Source organism: Chthoniobacterales bacterium (assembly GCA_036569045.1).
GTDB lineage: Bacteria > Verrucomicrobiota > Verrucomicrobiia > Chthoniobacterales > JAATET01 > JAATET01.
The window spans coordinates 59,830-76,028 of record DATCRI010000077.1 but is presented as its reverse complement, the minus strand read 5'-3'; the positions used below and the strand labels follow the sequence as shown (position 1 = coordinate 76,028).

18 protein-coding genes are annotated in these 16,199 nt (G+C 64.2%); 8 read left to right on the top strand and 10 right to left on the bottom strand.

The genetic code is table 11. From position 1 onward, the window contains the following. Positions 1–4 precede the first annotated feature (4 nt). Positions 5–1,489: a replicative DNA helicase gene (gene dnaB / locus VIM61_14125; GenBank protein ID HEY8901546.1), complete on the bottom strand. Its 1,485-nt coding sequence runs from the start codon at positions 1,487–1,489 to the stop codon at positions 5–7. Positions 1,490–1,503: 14 nt separating this feature from the next. Continuing rightward, complete coding sequence (gene rplI / locus VIM61_14120) at positions 1,504–2,004, bottom strand: 50S ribosomal protein L9 (protein ID HEY8901545.1); 501 nt, start codon at positions 2,002–2,004, stop codon at positions 1,504–1,506. A 131-nt stretch (positions 2,005–2,135) separates the two neighbouring features. Between rplI and VIM61_14115 the strand changes: the two genes are divergently transcribed. Further along, entirely contained in the window at positions 2,136–2,429 is a 294-nt protein-coding gene (locus VIM61_14115; GenBank protein ID HEY8901544.1) for a hypothetical protein, read from the top strand. On the opposite strand, the gene VIM61_14110 is transcribed toward VIM61_14115, so the two are convergent. From VIM61_14110 to VIM61_14100, 3 genes are all read right to left on the bottom strand, one after another. Next, positions 2,426–3,163 (bottom strand): type III pantothenate kinase, encoded by a 738-nt coding sequence (locus VIM61_14110; GenBank protein HEY8901543.1) that lies wholly within the window; start codon positions 3,161–3,163, stop codon positions 2,426–2,428. The two genes, VIM61_14115 and VIM61_14110, sit on opposite strands and share 4 nt — an antisense overlap. Positions 3,164–3,232: 69 nt before the next feature. Beyond that, positions 3,233–4,387 carry a PilT/PilU family type 4a pilus ATPase gene (locus VIM61_14105; protein ID HEY8901542.1) on the bottom strand — a complete coding sequence of 385 codons (1,155 nt, stop codon included), beginning with the start codon at positions 4,385–4,387 and terminating at the stop codon, positions 3,233–3,235. Between the two features lie 30 nt (positions 4,388–4,417). After that, a complete protein-coding gene (locus tag VIM61_14100; GenBank protein ID HEY8901541.1) occupies positions 4,418–5,503 on the bottom strand; it encodes a PilT/PilU family type 4a pilus ATPase in 1,086 nt (361 codons plus the stop codon). A 234-nt stretch (positions 5,504–5,737) separates the two neighbouring features. Here VIM61_14100 and VIM61_14095 point away from each other — a divergent pair, with 234 nt between their 5' ends. Beyond that, positions 5,738–6,160, top strand: a complete 423-nt coding sequence (locus VIM61_14095) for a hypothetical protein (GenBank protein ID HEY8901540.1) — start codon at positions 5,738–5,740, stop codon at positions 6,158–6,160. Here the strand turns inward: VIM61_14095 and VIM61_14090 are convergent. From VIM61_14090 to VIM61_14070, 5 genes are all read right to left on the bottom strand, one after another. Further along, positions 6,157–7,617: a glycosyltransferase family 39 protein gene (locus VIM61_14090; protein HEY8901539.1), complete on the bottom strand. Its 1,461-nt coding sequence runs from the start codon at positions 7,615–7,617 to the stop codon at positions 6,157–6,159. The genes VIM61_14095 and VIM61_14090 overlap by 4 nt on opposite strands. Further along, positions 7,614–9,119 (bottom strand): NAD(P)/FAD-dependent oxidoreductase, encoded by a 1,506-nt coding sequence (locus VIM61_14085; GenBank protein HEY8901538.1) that lies wholly within the window; start codon positions 9,117–9,119, stop codon positions 7,614–7,616. Before VIM61_14085 ends, VIM61_14090 begins: the two co-directional genes overlap by 4 nt. A 153-nt stretch (positions 9,120–9,272) precedes the next feature. Next, complete coding sequence (locus VIM61_14080; protein ID HEY8901537.1) at positions 9,273–9,623, bottom strand: hypothetical protein; 351 nt, start codon at positions 9,621–9,623, stop codon at positions 9,273–9,275. Then, positions 9,623–10,063: a phage holin family protein gene (locus tag VIM61_14075; GenBank protein HEY8901536.1), complete on the bottom strand. Its 441-nt coding sequence runs from the start codon at positions 10,061–10,063 to the stop codon at positions 9,623–9,625. The genes VIM61_14080 and VIM61_14075 overlap by 1 nt, the downstream gene beginning before the upstream one ends. Before the next feature lie 28 nt (positions 10,064–10,091). Further along, positions 10,092–10,514 carry a hypothetical protein gene (locus VIM61_14070; GenBank protein HEY8901535.1) on the bottom strand — a complete coding sequence of 141 codons (423 nt, stop codon included), beginning with the start codon at positions 10,512–10,514 and terminating at the stop codon, positions 10,092–10,094. 129 nt (positions 10,515–10,643) lie between these two features. Between VIM61_14070 and galK the strand changes: the two genes are divergently transcribed. The 6 genes from galK to VIM61_14040 all read left to right on the top strand — a co-directional run bounded on the left by galK (position 10,644) and on the right by VIM61_14040 (position 16,198). Next, the gene (galK, locus tag VIM61_14065; GenBank protein ID HEY8901534.1) at positions 10,644–11,717 is read left to right on the top strand and encodes a galactokinase; all 1,074 of its coding nucleotides are present in this window, start codon (positions 10,644–10,646) and stop codon (positions 11,715–11,717) included. Positions 11,718–11,758: 41 nt separating this feature from the next. Beyond that, positions 11,759–12,670, top strand: a complete 912-nt coding sequence (epsC, locus tag VIM61_14060; protein ID HEY8901533.1) for a serine O-acetyltransferase EpsC — start codon at positions 11,759–11,761, stop codon at positions 12,668–12,670. Continuing rightward, positions 12,658–13,815: a cysteine desulfurase family protein gene (locus VIM61_14055; protein ID HEY8901532.1), complete on the top strand. Its 1,158-nt coding sequence runs from the start codon at positions 12,658–12,660 to the stop codon at positions 13,813–13,815. The genes epsC and VIM61_14055 overlap by 13 nt, the downstream gene beginning before the upstream one ends. Next, the gene (locus tag VIM61_14050) at positions 13,812–14,462 is read left to right on the top strand and encodes a SprT family zinc-dependent metalloprotease (GenBank protein ID HEY8901531.1); all 651 of its coding nucleotides are present in this window, start codon (positions 13,812–13,814) and stop codon (positions 14,460–14,462) included. Before VIM61_14055 ends, VIM61_14050 begins: the two co-directional genes overlap by 4 nt. Before the next feature lie 84 nt (positions 14,463–14,546). Then, a complete protein-coding gene (locus VIM61_14045) occupies positions 14,547–14,834 on the top strand; it encodes a hypothetical protein (protein HEY8901530.1) in 288 nt (95 codons plus the stop codon). Further along, positions 14,831–16,198, top strand: a complete 1,368-nt coding sequence (locus tag VIM61_14040) for a radical SAM protein (protein ID HEY8901529.1) — start codon at positions 14,831–14,833, stop codon at positions 16,196–16,198. The genes VIM61_14045 and VIM61_14040 overlap by 4 nt, the downstream gene beginning before the upstream one ends. Position 16,199 lies beyond the last annotated feature (1 nt).

Below are 16,199 nucleotides of genomic sequence, written 5' to 3'. Positions count from 1 at the left end.
GGGGTTAGTGCGAGTCGTCCGACGGGGCGTCCGCGCGATCCTCGAAACGCGTGAACTCCTTGAGGAAGGTCAGGGGGACGTCGCCGACCGGGCCGTTACGCTGCTTTGCGATGATGAGCGTCGCTTCACCGGCTTTCTCCTTCTTCTCGTCTTCGTCATCCTCATAGACCTCGGAGCGCACGAGCAGGCCAATGACGTCGGCATCCTGCTCGATGGAGCCGGATTCGCGCAGGTCGCTCATGCGCGGGCGGCCTTTCGCATTGCCGGTGCGGGCGTCGGGATTACGATTGAGCTGCGCGAGAACGATGATCGGGATATCGAGCTCCTTGGCGAGCGCCTTGATGCCGTTGGAAATTTCCGCGATTTCGATCTGGCGGTTGTCCTGGCCTCGTTTCGTCGTCGAGCGCAGGAGCTGAAGATAGTCGATGACGATCAGCTCGATGTTGTGGCGATCCTTCATGCGGCGGGCCTTCGCGCGCAACTCGAGAACGCTGATGCCGGCGGTGTCGTCGATGTAGATCTGGCTCTTCGAAAGGACGCCGGCGGTCTTGGTGATCTTGTTGACGTCCTGCTGGGAGAGGAAGCCGTCGCGGACGTGGCCGAGGTTCACGCGCGCGTGCGAGCAGAGCAGACGCTGGACGAGCTGGTTCGCGCTCATTTCGAGACTGAACACGCCTACCGCCTTGTTGCAGTTCACCGCGACGTGCTCGGCGATGTTCATGGCGAAGGCGGTCTTGCCCATTGAAGGACGGGCGGCGACGACGAACATTTCCGCGCCGTGCAGGCCGCTCGTCATTTCGTCGAGCTTCTTAAAACCTGTGGAGAGGCCGGAAAGTCCGCCGCGGTTCTTGTAAAGCTTCTCGATGTTCTCGATCGCCCTCATTACCTCGGTGCGCATGTCGGCGAACACGCCCTTGAAGCGCTCCTCGCCGATTTGCATCACTTTGGACTCGGCTTCGTCGAGGAGGACCTTCACTTCGCCCTGCTCGTCGTAGGCGCGGCCGGCGAATTCCGTGCAGGTCTGAATCAGCTGCCGCAGGAGAAATTTCTCGCGGACAATATCGATGTAGTAATCGGCATTGCTCGAGGTTGGCACGAATGTGAACAACTCCGAGATCGCGGCAGCCCCACCGGCCTTGTCGAGCTCGCCCTTGTCCTTGAGCGCCTGGGTGAGCGTGATGAAGTCGACCGGCTTGGCTGCGTTCTGCAGCGTGATCATCTCCCGGTAGATGATCTGATGGGCCGGCTGATAGAAGTGAATCTCGCTCAGCCGCTCGATGCACTCGCCGAGCACGTTGCCGGGCGAGAGCAGGGCGGAACAGAGAACGCCTTTTTCGGCGTCGAGACTCTGCGGGAGTGTTCTGTGAATATCCGGTAAATAACTCGCCTGTTTTTGGGGATAATCCCCTTTGCGGGCGCGCTTTCCGGATTTCGCGTCCCCGTCGAACGACGGGGGATTCTCCGGCAGACTAGCCTGAGAATCGGGCATTCAGAAATCGGTGCTTAGCTGCGGTCGGCGTCTTCCTCGGCGGCGATGTCCTTGTCGGAGTGCGCGGCCACGGTAACCTTGAGCTTCGCGGTCACGTCGGGATGCAGGCGGACGGAAATCTCGTGCTCGCCGCTTTCCTTGATGCCCTTCTCGAGCTGGACGGCGTGCTTGGGAAGGGTGACGTCCTTGAGTTCCGCTTCAAGCTTCTCGGTGAGGTCCTTGGCCGTGATGGAACCGAAGGCCTTGCCCTGGGAACCGGTCTCGAGCTCGAGAGTGAGCTTGAGCTTGTTGATGCGGGAGGCGAGCTCCTCGGCGGCGGTGACTTCGCGGGCCTCGCGTTCGGCGCGCTTTTGCTTGAGATGATTCAGCGAACGCAGCGCACCCTTCGAGACTTCGAGGGCCTTGCCCTGCGGAACGAGGAAATTGCGCGCATAGCCGCGGCGGACGCGAACGATATCCGCTTCGGCGCCGAGGGGCTGGAGATTGGTGGTGAGAATGACTTCGGTGTGTGCCATATGCGCTCCTTGAAAATGGATCGGAGGGAAGAGACTAGCGGTCAGTCGCGGGGTGTCAAGGCTGCATCTCCGAAAGTTCTCGAGGGGTTCCGCCTTGAATCGTGCCCGGGATGCGTCGAACGTCTCCGACCATGAAGATCCTCCCGATCGCCGCGCTCGCCTTCGCGACGGCCACGCTCCAGACCTCGTGCATGACGATGGACATGATTGCGCACGCGGAGGGAACGACGCCGCCAACGCAGCCACGCGGGCGGCCCTATGATCCGGCCCCGGGTTATTACGCGCTCGTGCCCCTCGTGCTGCCGCTCGATCTGATCACCCTGCCGGTGCAATATTTCTACTTCCAATCCGACCGGGAGGCTTCGGGTTCGCGGTTGCAACCGCCACCGCGCGGCTCTTACCCGAGCTCGGACTCGCAGTATTAGGAGGCGGCGCGTTCGCCGATGATCCGCAGCCCTTGGAGAGTGAGCAGGGGATCCACAGCGGTGAAGAGCGGGACTTCGCGGGCGATGACTTTCGCGTCACCGCCCGTTGCGACGATGTGCGGCGATCCGCCGGGGAACGCCTCCTCGGTGATGTGGCCGACGATTTCCCGGATGAGGCCGCGATAGCCGTAGACTGCGCCGGCCAGCATGGCTTCGCGGGTGGATTTGCCGACGGCGCGGCGGGGCTCGACGAGCTGGATGCGGGGAAGCAGCGCCGTGCGGGAGTGCAGATATTCGGTCATCGCGCTCAGGCCGGGGGCAATGACGCCGCCCAGATAGCTGCCGGCCTCCGAGATCACGTCGAAGGTCACGGCGGTGCCGAAGTCCACCACGATCGCGGGAGTTCCGTGCAACGCGGCGCAGGCGACGGCGTTGGCGAGCCGGTCGGCGCCAATGCTCGCGGGCTTCGGGTAGTCGATCGCAATGCCGAGCGGGGCGCGATGATTGACCTCGATGGGGGCGAAGCCGAGGGCGCGCTCGATGGCGGCGTTACGGCGAGGGACGACCGAGCTGAGAACAGCCCGATCGAATTTCAACGAGGCGATCTCCGTGCGAAATCGAGCCGTGGAGAGCTCCCGGGTCGGGAGGCGATGGACTCGCCCCAGTTTTCCCCGTCGGGCGACGGTGAATTTCGTGAAGGAATTACTGATGTCGATGACCAGGATGCGCGGCACGGAAATGGAATATCGGTGCCGGCGCTCCGGGGCAAACTTCGGGACGCTGCCGGAGCGGGTAATCTTCGACTATGCGCCCGGGGGGCGATATCCCCGCTGCGGGGCTTGCGGCTTTGTCGGGATGTCGCTTTCGCTCGCGCCGGCGGAGTTCGCGAGGTCGGCTTCCTCAGGCGGGAGGAAGTTTTTGAAGCGGCCCTTGTCGATGGCCTTCATGTAGGCCTCGTGCGGGTTGACCACGCCCTGCTGGAGCTGAGTCCAGATGGCGTCGTCCATGAATTGCATGCCTTCCGCGCGACCGCCGACGATGACATCCTGTAATTTCTGGGTGGCTCCCTCGCGAATGATCGCGGAGGCGGCGCTGTTGACGACGAGAATCTCGTTCACCGCGACGCGTCCGCTGCCGTCGGCTTTTTTCATGAGAAGCTGGGCGATGACCCCGCGGAGCGAGGCGGCGAGCATGGTGCGGACCTGCGCTTGCTGGTCGGACGGGAACACGTCGATCATACGGTCGACGGTCTTGCGGGCGTTGTTCGTATGCAAGGTGCCGAAGACGAGCATGCCGGTTTCGGCGGCCGTGAGGGCGAGGGAGATCGTTTCGAGGTCGCGCATTTCGCCGACGAGCACGATGTCGGCGTCCTCGCGCAGGGCGGCCTTGAGGCCGGTGGGGAAGGACTTCGCGTGCTCGGGCACCTCGCGCTGGGTGATGATGCTGCGCTTGTTCTTGTGAACGAATTCGATGGGCTCCTCGACCGTGACGATGTGGCGGGAGTAGTTCGTGTTGATGAAGTCCATGAGTGCGGCGAGCGTCGTGGACTTGCCCGAACCGGTGGGGCCGGTGACGAGCACGAGGCCGGCGCGCATCTTGCCGAATTCCTTGATCACTTCGGGCACCTTGAGTTGCTCGAGGGTCAGGATTTTCGTCGGGATGAGGCGAAAGACCGCGCCATAGCCCTGAGTTTGCTTGAGGTAGTTGCAGCGGAAGCGCGCTTCCTCGTTCATCTCGTAGGCGAAGTCGAGGTCGCCGGTTTGCTCGAAGGTCTCCCAGCGCTTGGGCGAGCAGATCTCGCTGAGCATGTGGGTGGCCTCGTCGCGCTCGAGGATCTCCTCTCGAATGGGAACGATCTCGCCGTGGCGGCGGATCTTGGGAGGCTGGCCTTCCGCGAGATGAAGGTCGGAAGCGCCGGCGTCGATGAGGACCTGGAAGAATTGATCGATGTAGGCCACGGGTTTGCGGGGGTTGGGATTTTGGAGAAATTAGAGTCCGACGACCTGGCGGACGACGGCTTTCTGCTCGGCGCGGGCCAGGGTTTCCTCGGCGGTGATGATGCCGGCTTCGAAGAGTTCGATGAGGGAGTCGTCCATGAGTTTCATGCCGAGGCGCTTGCCGGTCTGAATGACGCCCGGGAGCATGAACGTGCGGGATTCGCGGATGAGGTTTGCCACGGCGGGATTGTTCACCATGACCTCGAGGGCGAGCGCGCGGCCCTGGCCATCGGCGCGCGGGACGAGCTGCTGGGAGACGATGCCGCGGAGCGATTCGCTGACCATGATGCGAATCTGGTCGCGCTGGTCGGTGGGGAAGACGTCGAGCACGCGATCGAGCGTGCGGGCGGCATTTGCGGTGTGGAGGGTGCCGAGCACGAGGTGACCGGTTTCGGAAGCCGTGATGGCGAGCGAGATGGTCTCGAGGTCGCGCATTTCGCCGACCATGATGATGTCCGGATCTTCACGAAGGGCGCCACGGAGAGCGGCGCCAAAGGACTTGGTGTGAGTGTGGACTTCGCGCTGCGTGACGTGGCAGCTGGCGGAGGGAATGATGTATTCGACCGGATCCTCGAGCGTGATGATGTGGTCGTGGCGAGTGCGGTTCACCTCCTGCACGAGGGCGGCGAGCGTCGTGGATTTTCCGCTGCCGACGGCGCCAGTCACGAGCACGAGGCCGTTCTGGTATTGGGTGAGGAGCTTGACGGCGTTCGGCAGACCGAGGTCGTCCATGGTCCGCAGCGAGGTGGAGATGATGCGGAAGCAGAGATCGATGCCGAGGCGCTGGCGCACGACGCTCGCGCGGAAACGGCCGAAGTCGTTCTGGTAGGCGAAGTCGACGTCGCCGATGTCGGAAAGGTGATGCTTCTGGGCGGGCGTGAGGAAGCCCATCGCGAGTCGCTCGGTATCCTCCGGGGTGAGGAGCGGGGCGTCGTCCCAGATCGGTTGCAGAACGCCGTAGCGTCGCCACATGGGCGGGGAGTTGACGCTGAGGTGAATGTCGGAGGCGTCGTGCTCCTTGCCAACGTTCAGATAAAGATCGACGTGCTCGAGCAGCGGATGAGGGGAATCACTCACGGGAAGGAATCAAAGGGGAGAGGGAAATAAAGCGGAGTTCGCGACGTCGACAAATGATTTTGTCGGCGGCAGCGCGTCCCAGAAAACTGGGAAGGCCGGGCAGGGGCGAACGGGGAACATGGTGGTTGCAGTGGGCTGTTACTTTGCGCCGGGCGAGGCGTCAAGTCCCTCGGATCGCAATTGTCATCAGGGTGCGAAGCGTGCGAGACAGGGGCGGTGATTGCGGGACGAAGAATGGCCTGGGTGGGAGGAGTGATCGCCTGCCTGTTGCTGAGCGGATGCCATCGTCCGCCGGACGAACGGGCGCTCGAAGTGGTTCGGGAAAATGTGCGGGCGTTCGCGGAGGGCAATGCCGATCTGGCGAGGGCGACGACGCATCCCCAGAATCCGCTCTACGGGCAGATGGACGCGATCTTCGCACAGGTGCGACCTCTGGATCTTTCCTACACGCTCGAGCAATGCCACGTGGCGGGCAGCGGCCCTTGGGAGGTGCGCGTGGGCTACGCTCAGGTTACGCGCCGGCGGTCGCCCGAGACAAGATTTCGCGACAATCGCGTGACCGGCGAGCATTTGCTGCGGCTGGATGGCGGGAAGTGGAAAATTCTCGCCACGAAGGTGCAGCAGATCGAATACCTCGCGCCCCCGATCGATTCCTAGGGCGATGAATTCCCCGGGGCAGCCGCCGGCGGCAGCCAGAGATTGATTTTGTCCGGGAGTTTGACGCGGCGGTAGCCGTGGGTCTTTGCGTAGTTGAGCAGGGCTTCTTCGCGCTCTTTGTCGTAGCCGAGCAGGATGCCAGCCGGAGGTTGCGCGGCGAGCAAGGCGGGAAGGTCCGGCGGTGCAACGAATCCGTGGCGGCGGCGATCTTCCTCCGAAAGATAGGGTGCGGTTCTCCACGCGAACGAGCCGGTCGCGAACGCCCCGTAAATTTCCGAGCCGCCTTCCAATGCGACGATCGGTGCGAGCGTGAGGATGCGGCCGGGACCGGCCTCGGCAGGCACGGCGCGGCCTTTTGCATGGAGCTGGAGCGGCGTCCATTTTCCGGAGGCGAAGCGGGTAAGCATGGTGAAATGCTGAACGAGGGAGGCGATCAGGCTCAGCCCCACGGCGGCGGCGAGTGGCCAGATCGGTCGCGGTTTCAGGCCGATTGCCACGGCAAGGGCGAGCACGGCAGCGAGGACGGAGTAGTATTGGGTATACGATGGCGTGGGGGCGAAGACGCCGAGCAGCACGAAGGGCAGAATCGCGAGAAGCAGCGCGACGGCGTAATCGGAGCGGTAGCGGCGGGCGACTTGCCAGAGGGCGAACAGGCCGGCGGCGAACAGGGCGAGATTGCCCGGGTTGACGAGGGTCTTGGCGACGAAGAAGGCCTTGGCGGCCAGGGCGGAGCGTTCGTCGCCGGAGGCGAGCCGATAGGCGGCGTTCACGCGGCCGTTGTAGACGAGATTGTCGAAGAGAAATTCGCCGGGCGTGATCGCGAGGAAGAAGAACACGGGAATCGACGCGAGGAACATGCCGGCGAGGGCGGCGGCGACGGTGCGCCATTTTCCGGGCGTGAACCACGCCATGACGAGAAACGGCAGCGCGAGCGGGGCGAAGGAAATGCGCGTGCCGGCGGCGAAGGCGACGAAAAGTCCGCTCGCAAAAAACCAGCCAACGTGGGCGGTTCGCGCGCCACGGCATTGGCTCACGAACGCGAGCAGGAGCAGCAGCACGGGCGGGAAATTGTTCCAGGCTTTGGGGAACGTGTAGACGACAACGGGATTCGTCAGGAACAGCGCGGCGACGCCAAGTGCGAAGGCGATGCTCGAACTGCGACGCCATGCGAAGCCGAACAGAACGAGGCCGGAAAGCCAGGCGCAGACCATGGAAAACAGCCGCGCGGCGAGCAGGAGGTGATCCGTGAGCTGGAAAAGCAGCGCGTAGATTCCGACGAGGTTCGGCGTGTGGAAATACGGGAAATCGCGGTAGGGCAGCAGGCCCTCACGGGCGAGAAGCGCGGCTGAGGCGACGAACTGGTGCTCGTCGTGGTTGAGCTCCGCGCCCAGCGCGAGGGCGATCATGCCGACGAGCGCGGCGGCGAAGAAGAGCGCGGTGCCGACTCGAGCGTTCACTCGGCGACGACGCGAGTGGGCGTCTGGCGAAGGCCGCTCACGGACTGCGAGCCGGCGGAGCCGCCTTCGTGGTATTCGGCGTCTTCGTTGACCTCCCACACGTCGTAAACCTTTTTGCCCGCGAGGATGTTTTTCGCGCCGAGCATGGCGGTCATCATCGAGTGGTCCTGGTTGTTGTATTTGTGGAGGCCGTTGCGGCCGGCGAGGTGGAGCGTGGGGAAACGGGCGTCGAGTTCGGCGCGAATCGTCGCCACGTGCGCGGCGTATTGGTCGTCATAGACCGGATAGGCCTTTGGCTGGCGCACGATGCAGCCATCGACGATCTCCGACGCACGGGCGAGGCCGAGCGACTCCATCTCGCGCTTGCCGAGGGAGATGAGTTCCTCGTCGGTGGAGTTCCAGAGCTGGTCTCCCTCGAAACAGAAGTATTCGAGGCCGAGGCAGGAGACATTCGGGTCGGGCACCATCTCGGGCGACCACGAGCGGAAGTTCTGGATGCGGCCGACCTTCACACCGGGCTCGTGGATGTAGATCCAGTTATCGTCGAACGACGCCTTAGACTTGAGGATGAGGACGACGGTGAGGAAGTCGCGATATTTCAGCGAAGCCGCGGCCTCGAGGGTTGGCGCGGTCAGCGCGGGGGAGATCAATCGGGCCAGCGTGCGAATGGGGGTGGTCGAGATGGCGTGGTCGAACGTGGCGGTCTCGCTCTGGCCGTCGGCGTCCTCGGTAATAAGCGCCCAGCGCGTGCTGCCGGGTTCCTGCGTGAGGGCGGTGACGCGGCGGCCCATCACGACCCTGCCGCCGAGGGCTTCGATCTTCGCGGCGCAGGCTTCCCACATCATGCCGGGGCCCTTGCGCGGATAGCGGAACGTGTTGATGAGCGTTTTGACGACGGCTCCGCGGTCGGCGCTCTTCGGCTTGGGAAGCAGCGCGCTCAACACGGCTTTGCCGAGCGAAAGCCCCTTGATGCGCTGGGCGGCCCAGTCGGCGGAGATGTCCTCGCAGCGCATTCCCCATACCTTTTCGGTGTAGGTCTTGAAGAAAATCCGAAACAGGCGCTGGCCGAACTGGTTGCTGACCCATTGCTCGAAGTTGCGCGGGTTTTTTACCGGAAAAACCTGGGCCTTCGCGTAGGAGAGCCCACAGAGAATCGACTCGAAGATGCCGAGATTCATGAGCGCCTCGAAGGGACGCAGCGGGTAGGAGAAGAACTTGCGGCGGTAGTAGATGCGGGACGAGCGCGGGCGGACGAGCATGTCGTCGGGCAGAATCTCGTCCCAGAAATCTTCGACTTCCTGCGATTTGGAGAAGAAGCGGTGGCCGCCGATGTCGAAGTGAAAACCCTTGTAGCGCGCCGTGCGGGAAATGCCGCCAACGTATTCCGGATCGGCTTCGTAAACCGTCACGGCGACGCCGGCCTTCGCGAGCAGATAGGCTGCGGTCAGTCCGGCGGGGCCGCCACCGATTACCCCCACGCTCTTTTGCGGCCCCTCAGTCATGGGAGCTCCGGAGCCGGGCGAAGAAAAGGGAGCATGGGACTGGCTGGACATGAGGCGGCGGTGAAGAAAGACGACGAAGGCGGGAAAGCCAAGAAATTCCGCGGAAATGCGGCCTCTGGCAATCCGTTTCGATTCCGCCGGGCCGGACGGCTACTACCGGCGGCCTGCGTAGTCCGAGATCTTGCGGAGCGCGAAAGATGTGAGGGCAGGCCTCACGACCGGGAACAAAATGCGGGCGGCGGTGAGGATGACGCCGACAATGGTAAGCCGCTTGACGGGTTCGGCTTCATCCTTCTTGTGGCGCGCCTTGGCTGGCTTTTTGTGCCGGCGACCGGAAAGGAGGTAACCGAAAAGGGCGGCGCCGCCGAGCCAGCGGCCGGGGTGTTCGACGACGGCGCGCTTTGCCTTCGTGGCGAAGTCGAGTTCGTAGCGCAGGCCCACGTAGTCGGCCTGAATGGCGCGCCGGCTTGCGGCGATTTCCTGGCGGAGGTCGTCGGCGGTCATTACATCAGAGGAGGTTGAGTGCCAGTCGTGGCGCCGGCGCTGTGCAGGGCGGCCACATCGCGGCGGATTTCCTCCGCAGTGCCGCGGAAGACGGGCGTGGTGAAGAATTTTTTCGTGAGGAAGCCGGCGATCGCGGCACCGAGGAGATGCAGAACGGCAAATCCCGACGCGATCCAGATCCAATCGACGTGAAGGAAGCGATCGAGGGCGAAGGCCACGGCGAGAATCAGAAAAACGTAGCCGAAGGCGGCGCAGAAGAGAGCCACGCCGAGAGCAATGGCGGCGCGCACATACAGGCCGACCGCTTCACGCCCCTCGAGGCCCGCGAGGGCGACGAGGGATTGAAGATGACGCGTGAGCGAACTGAAGAGCCGCATCGCCTGGGCGACGACGCCGCGCGTTTCCGCGCCAGCGGGCCCGGGTGAAGCAGGATGAGTCATCCGGACGTCGAGGTCAGGGTAACGGCGCCTATCGGCGCATGATGAGGCCGATCAGAAAGCCCGCTGCCGCGGCAATTCCGACCGCCTGAAGCGGATTGTCCCGGATGTATTGCTCGGTATCGCCCTGGAGATTCTGGGCCTTGGCCGCAGCGCCGGAGTAGGCCTGCTGGGCTTTGCCCTTGTATTCCTCGGCCTTGATCGTGGCCTGGGTGCGGAGATCCTGATATTTGGCGCCGGCGGCTTCGCCGATGTCCTTGGCCGCATGGGTGAGATGCTCGCGGCTGGCGGCAACGGCAGTCTGGGCGCGCTTCTTGCCGGTTTCGAAGACTTCCTTCGCGGCGGCGGTGGTTTCCTCGAGGGCGGCCTTGGCATGGGCGGTCCCGCTTTCGAACTTTTCGTTGGCGGTGTTCACGGGATCCGTGACGGACTCTTCGTTGGTGCTTTCGGACATGGGTAAGATTCCTTTCGGATGAGGTTCGCTTGAGGGTCGCAAAGTGGCCGGGTTGTCGCAAGAAAAGATCGCCCTGCGAACAATCGGACTTGGTCGCCGGGCGGATGTCGTTCTAGCCTCGCGGACTTTATGTTTACTGCGTTTGCTCCCGGCCGAGTCGAACTGCTCGGAAATCACACGGATTACAATGAAGGCGTCGTCCTCTCCGCGGCGCTCGATCTGGGCGTGACGGTGAAGGGCGAGCGCACGGAGGATGGCGCGATCTCCCTGGCGAGCGCGGGGTTTCCGGAGGTGAAGATTCCGGCGGGCAAGCCGCTGAAGCGTGCGGGCGCCTGGAGCGATTATCCGCTCGGCATCGTCGCGACTCTGCGCGCCAGCGGCGTCGAGATCGGCGGCTTCAAGGCGGAATTCTCGGCGACGCTTCCGGTGGGCACGGGCCTTTCCAGCTCCGCGGCGATGGAAATCGCGACCGCGGTCTTCCTGAAGGATCTTTTCAAACTCGAGATGACTCCGCTGGAGATCGCGAAGCTCGGGCGGCGCGCGGAGAATGAATTCGTCGGCGTCGGCTGCGGTCTCCTCGACCAGGTTTCTTCGGTGTTCGGCCAGAAGCAGCACGCCATTTATCTGGATTGCCGGGCGGAAACCGTGGAGCGCATTCCCTTTCCCGAAGGCATCGAACTGCTCGTCGTGCAATCGGGAGTGCCGCATGCGCTCACCGGCGGAGAATATGACGAACGTCGCGCCGAATGCTTCGAGGCGGCCCGGCTCCTGGGCGTGCCGGCGCTGCGCGACGCCACGTCCGCGCAGCTTGCGGCGGCAAACCTCCCGGATGTCGTCGGCCGGCGCGCGGCCCATGTGATCGGCGAGAACGAGCGCGTTTTCGCGGCGGTGGAGCATCTCCGATCGGGAGATATCGCGGCTTTCGGGCGATTGATGGCTGCGTCGCACGAGAGCTCGCGGGTGAATTTCGAGAACAGCACGCCGGAGCTCGATCTCCTCGTGGCGCTCGCTCAGCTCCAGCCTGGCGTGCATGGTGCGCGACTCACCGGCGGTGGATTTGGCGGCGCGATCGTGGCGGCGGTGGATTCTGCGGCGGCGACTCGCGTGGAGGAAAAAATCATTTCCACTTACCGCCAGCGCACCGGCGTCGAGACTCGCGCCACCCGTTGCCACATCGGCGACGGGGCCGTGCCTGGAGCGTGATCCTCGACACCCCGGCGCCTGGCGCCTATTTTCGGCCCGCAATGGAAAGCACTCTGAAACGGGTCGCGCGGGATCTCCTCGCGTCCTACGAGACTGTCGGCGGGATGAACAACACCGACGGCCTCAACCTGCCCTCGACCCGCGCCATTGCCTCGATCTGCGAGGATCTTCTGCAGCTGCTCTTTCCCGGATTCCACGACGAGGAGCCCATCCACCCCGATTTTCTCGCAGAATTGACGGGGACGCGCATCGCGAGCCTTGCCGACCGCATGGAGGACCAGATTTGCCGCAGTCTGCGCACGACCGAGCCGGAGTGCCCGCAATCCCGAGCCCAGGAGATCCTCACCGGGTTTCTCGAGGCGCTGCCCGCCATTCGCGAGCTTTTACGCACCGATATCGAGGCTGCCTTCGAGGGAGATCCTGCCGCACTGTCCCTCGAGGAGATCGTGCTTTCGTATCCCGGCCTCGAGGCGGTGGCCATCCAGCGGTCTGCCCATCGGCTCTACAAGGCCGGGGTGCCGCTGCTGCCGCGCATGATGACCGAATGGGCGCACTCGCGCACCGGCATCGACATCCACCCCGGCGCGCAAATCGGCACGCATTTCTTCATCGATCACGGCACGGGCGTAGTGGTCGGCGAAACGAGCGTGATCGGCAATCGCGTGAAGCTTTACCAGGGCGTCGCCTTGATCGGGCGTTCCCTTGCCGGCGGTCAGGCCCTGAAGGGCAAGCGCCGTCACCCGACCCTGCACGACGAGGTTACGGTGTATGCCGGGGCGACGATCATGGGCGCCGATACCGTCATCGGCACGGACAGCACCATCGGCGCAAACGTCTTTCTCACCCACAGCGTGCCGGCCCGCTCGCTCGTCTTTTACGAAGAAACCCAGCTGAAGATTCTTCCGAAGCGCAATTCCCCGGGGGCCGACGCCGCATTGGAATGGGTTATCTAGATTACAATGCGTCCACGCCGCTGGGCCCCGAGGCCCTCGAGGCGATGCTGCCGTTTCTGCGCGAAGAGTTCGGGAATCCGTCGAGCATCCATGCCCCGGGCCGGCGCGCTCGAGCGGCGATCGATGATGCCCGCGACCGGCTCGCCGCCCTCGTCGGGGGACGTCCGCACGAGATCATTTTTACCAGCGGCGGCACGGAATCCGTGAATCTTGCCCTTATCGGGCTCGCGCTGGCCCATGAAGGCGTCGGTCGGCATCTCATCACCGTGGCGACCGAGCACCACGCCGTCCTTCATGCGATGGAGTTTCTTCGGCAGCGCCACGGCTTCGAACTCACGATCCTGCCCGTCGATCGCGCCGGCCGGGTCGATCCCGAGGAGTTTGCGGCCACCATTCGCCCGGACACCACGCTCGCCTCCGTGATGTCTGCCAACAACGAGACGGGCACCCTGCAGCCAATTGCGGAGCTTTCCGCCATCTGCCGGGAACGCAACGTGCTCTTCCACAGCGACATGGTGCAGTCCTTCGGCAAGGAAACCGTCCGCCCTTACGAGATGGGCGTCGCCGCCATTTCCCTGGCGGCCCACAAATTTTATGGGCCGAAGGGTGTGGGCGCGCTGTTTTTACGGGCCGGATTGCCGCTGACGACCCTTCACCACGGCGGCGCCCACGAAAACCAGCGCCGTCCCGGGACGGAAAACGTGGCCGCCATCGCCGGTCTGGCCGCCGCCGCCGAGGCCGCGGTCGCCAGCGTCGACGTCGAGCAGGATCGCCAGCGGGAGTTGCGCGACTGGCTTTGGGAGGGAATTCGCACCGAATTTCCGACCGCCGTCCGCAACGGCGATCCCGAGCAAACTTTGGCTAACACGTTGAGCGTCAGCTTTCCGGGGGCCGACGGGGAGACGCTGCTCATCGGGCTGGACATGGAGGGGGTGAGCGTTTCCAGCGGGTCCGCCTGCATGGTCGGTTCCGTCCAGCCGTCGCACGTTTTGCTGGCCATGGGGGTGCCGGAAAAGATCGCTCAGGCTACGGTAAGATTTTCATTGGGCAAATCGACGACCGGCGCTGAAATTGAAGCGGCGCTGACCGCGCTCGCCCGAGTGCTCGAACGACAAAAACTGACCCAACCCACGCAAGAAGCATGAGTCCCGCACCCCGCCAGCTTGCCTTCAATTTCGGCCGCGACCTCCTGCGGCAGATCAATCTGCTGCCCCGGCTTACCGCGGCGGCCATTGCGCCGCGCCAGCGTGCCCGCACGGAGACCGCTCTGCGCCGCGACCCCATTCTCGAAGAAGTCGCCCGCATGCTCGTGAAACGCGTCGGCTGCCACCGCCTCGCGAAGGAACTCTCCGTGCTCTGGAATCCCCGCATGCGCACCACGGCCGGCGTCGCCTGTTTCCGCACGAAACGAGTGATCCTGAATCCGAAGCTCATCGAAATTTCCGCCGGGGAAGTGCAACGCACCCTGCGCCACGAACTGGCGCACCTCGTCGCCCATGCACGGGCCGGTCGTCGCCGGATCACGGCACACGGACCGGAGTGGCAGCAGGCCTGCGCCGATCTCGGAATTCCCGACGAAAAGCGCTGCCACGAGCTCCCTTTCAAATCCCGTCGGATGACGCGCCGGTTTTTCTACCAGTGCCCCGAGTGCCTCACCGTGATGGCCCGCGTGCGCGCCGTGAAATCGCGCGTCGCCTGCATCAAGTGCTGTCGCAAGCACAACGACGGAAAATACCACGAGCGGTTCCGCTTTCGGGAGATCGCCGAGCCCGGCGACCGGATCGCGGCCTGATTCCCGCGCGCGGCCGGCTGGCGCTCGAGCGAGCGGCCACGCGCGGAGCTTTTCGTTTGGGCGGCGATTCGCTAGGCATTCCCCATGCCCGAGAATTCCCGACGGCCTCTGCTGCTCCGCCTCCTGGCGCTCTTCTTCCTCCCGCTGCTGGCGATTCCGGTGGTCATCTGGTCGAACGGCGACGGAATCGGAGTGGCGCTCGTGATGTATGTCGCGCTCCTGCTCGGCCTGGCCTTCGCGGTCGCCATGGTTCTCGCCGTCCATCCCCTGAACCGCGTGATGATTGCCATCGCGATGGCCTTCGGGATGTTGCTCGTGCACCTCGTGGTCGGAGTGGGGGGATGCACGTTCGTCCTCGCCGTTCACGGATGAGCGCTCCGATCCCCATTCCGGTTCTGACCGAACTCAAGCGCACCCGGGGCCGCTGCCCGGTATGCCTCGCGGATTGCCCGGCGGTCGTCGTTCGCCGTGACGGTGCCGTTTTCATGCGCCGCAGATGCGATGAGCACGGCGTGACGGAAACTCGCATCGCCACCGACGCCCGTTTTTACTGGCTTGCGCAGGGCGATCCCGAAAACTCGTGCTGCTCGCCCGGCTCCGCGTGCTGCGCCTCCGATGACGGCAATCCCGGCACGCTCGGCCGCAATGCCTCCGGGCGCGGCGAGGGGCCGTTCGAGAAGCTCGCCACCTGTCTCGCGCTCATCGAAATTGTCGAGTCCTGCAATCTCGCCTGCCCCGTGTGCTATGCGGACTCGCCGCACGAGAGTGCCGTGAAGGCCGCTCCCCTCGAGAAGATCAAGGCGCGCATCGAGGGGGTGATCGCCCGGAAAGGCGAGATCGACATTCTTCAGCTTTCCGGTGGCGAGCCCACGCTCCATCCGCAATTCCTCGAACTTCTCGCCTGGGCGCAGGCGCATCCCGGTATTCGCTATGTGCTGGTGAATACGAATGGCGTGCGCCTCGCGCGTGACGACGAGTTTCTCGCCGGCATGGCCGAAGCCGCCGCGAGGAAGCACATCCAGGTCTATCTTCAGTTCGATGGCACGCTTGCCGACGGCCAGCGGGAATTGCGCGGTGCGGATCTCCGGGCCTTGCGGGAGCGGGCGCTGGAACGCTGCGAGGCGATCGGGCTCCCGGTCACGCTGGCCATGACGGTCACGCGCGCCAACCTTGGCAACCTTTGGGCGACCGCGGAATTCGGCCTGCGCTATCCGCACGTGCGCGGCGTCAGCTACCAACCGTTCTTCACGAGCGGCCGCCGTTCCGTGATCGAGGCCGCCACGCACGAGCCGATCAATACGGCGGACGTGATCCTGTCGCTCATCGAGCACTCCGGCGGAAAGCTCGGCCCCTCGGACTTCACGCCGCTGCCGTGCGGCGATCCCAATTGCGCCACGATCGGCTATCTCCTCCGGCTCGAGGGCGAAGTGCGCTCGGTGAGCGAGTTCGTGGATTTTCACGCCGTGCAGGATTTTCTTCGCGACAAGGTGCGCTATTCGCTCGAGGACCTCACGCGCTGCGGCTGTGAGAACGAGCCGCTGGGAGATTTGCTGCGCCAGTTCGAGCTCGATGAGTCCAATGCCTTCCGCCTGTTCGTGAAGCCGTTCATGGACGCCTTTACGTGGGATCAGGACCGCATCGATCGCTGCTGCACGCACGTCATCCGCGAGGATGGCAAACTCGACTCCTTCTGCCGCTACTACTCGGGCTTCCCCGGCACCTGCTGCGCGCCGTGAA

Coding starts and splice junctions, on each gene's coding strand:
- dnaB (HEY8901546.1), bottom strand. CDS start 1,489: ATGCCCGATTCTCAGGCTAGTCTGCCGGAGAATCCCCCGTCGTTCGAC.
- rplI (HEY8901545.1), bottom strand. CDS start 2,004: ATGGCACACACCGAAGTCATTCTCACCACCAATCTCCAGCCCCTCGGC.
- VIM61_14115 (HEY8901544.1), top strand. CDS start 2,136: ATGAAGATCCTCCCGATCGCCGCGCTCGCCTTCGCGACGGCCACGCTC.
- VIM61_14095 (HEY8901540.1), top strand. CDS start 5,738: ATGGCCTGGGTGGGAGGAGTGATCGCCTGCCTGTTGCTGAGCGGATGC.
- VIM61_14085 (HEY8901538.1), bottom strand. CDS start 9,119: ATGACTGAGGGGCCGCAAAAGAGCGTGGGGGTAATCGGTGGCGGCCCC.
- VIM61_14080 (HEY8901537.1), bottom strand. CDS start 9,623: ATGACCGCCGACGACCTCCGCCAGGAAATCGCCGCAAGCCGGCGCGCC.
- VIM61_14075 (HEY8901536.1), bottom strand. CDS start 10,063: ATGACTCATCCTGCTTCACCCGGGCCCGCTGGCGCGGAAACGCGCGGC.
- VIM61_14070 (HEY8901535.1), bottom strand. CDS start 10,514: ATGTCCGAAAGCACCAACGAAGAGTCCGTCACGGATCCCGTGAACACC.
- galK (HEY8901534.1), top strand. CDS start 10,644: ATGTTTACTGCGTTTGCTCCCGGCCGAGTCGAACTGCTCGGAAATCAC.
- epsC (HEY8901533.1), top strand. CDS start 11,759: ATGGAAAGCACTCTGAAACGGGTCGCGCGGGATCTCCTCGCGTCCTAC.
- VIM61_14055 (HEY8901532.1), top strand. CDS start 12,658: ATGGGTTATCTAGATTACAATGCGTCCACGCCGCTGGGCCCCGAGGCC.
- VIM61_14050 (HEY8901531.1), top strand. CDS start 13,812: ATGAGTCCCGCACCCCGCCAGCTTGCCTTCAATTTCGGCCGCGACCTC.
- VIM61_14045 (HEY8901530.1), top strand. CDS start 14,547: ATGCCCGAGAATTCCCGACGGCCTCTGCTGCTCCGCCTCCTGGCGCTC.
- VIM61_14040 (HEY8901529.1), top strand. CDS start 14,831: ATGAGCGCTCCGATCCCCATTCCGGTTCTGACCGAACTCAAGCGCACC.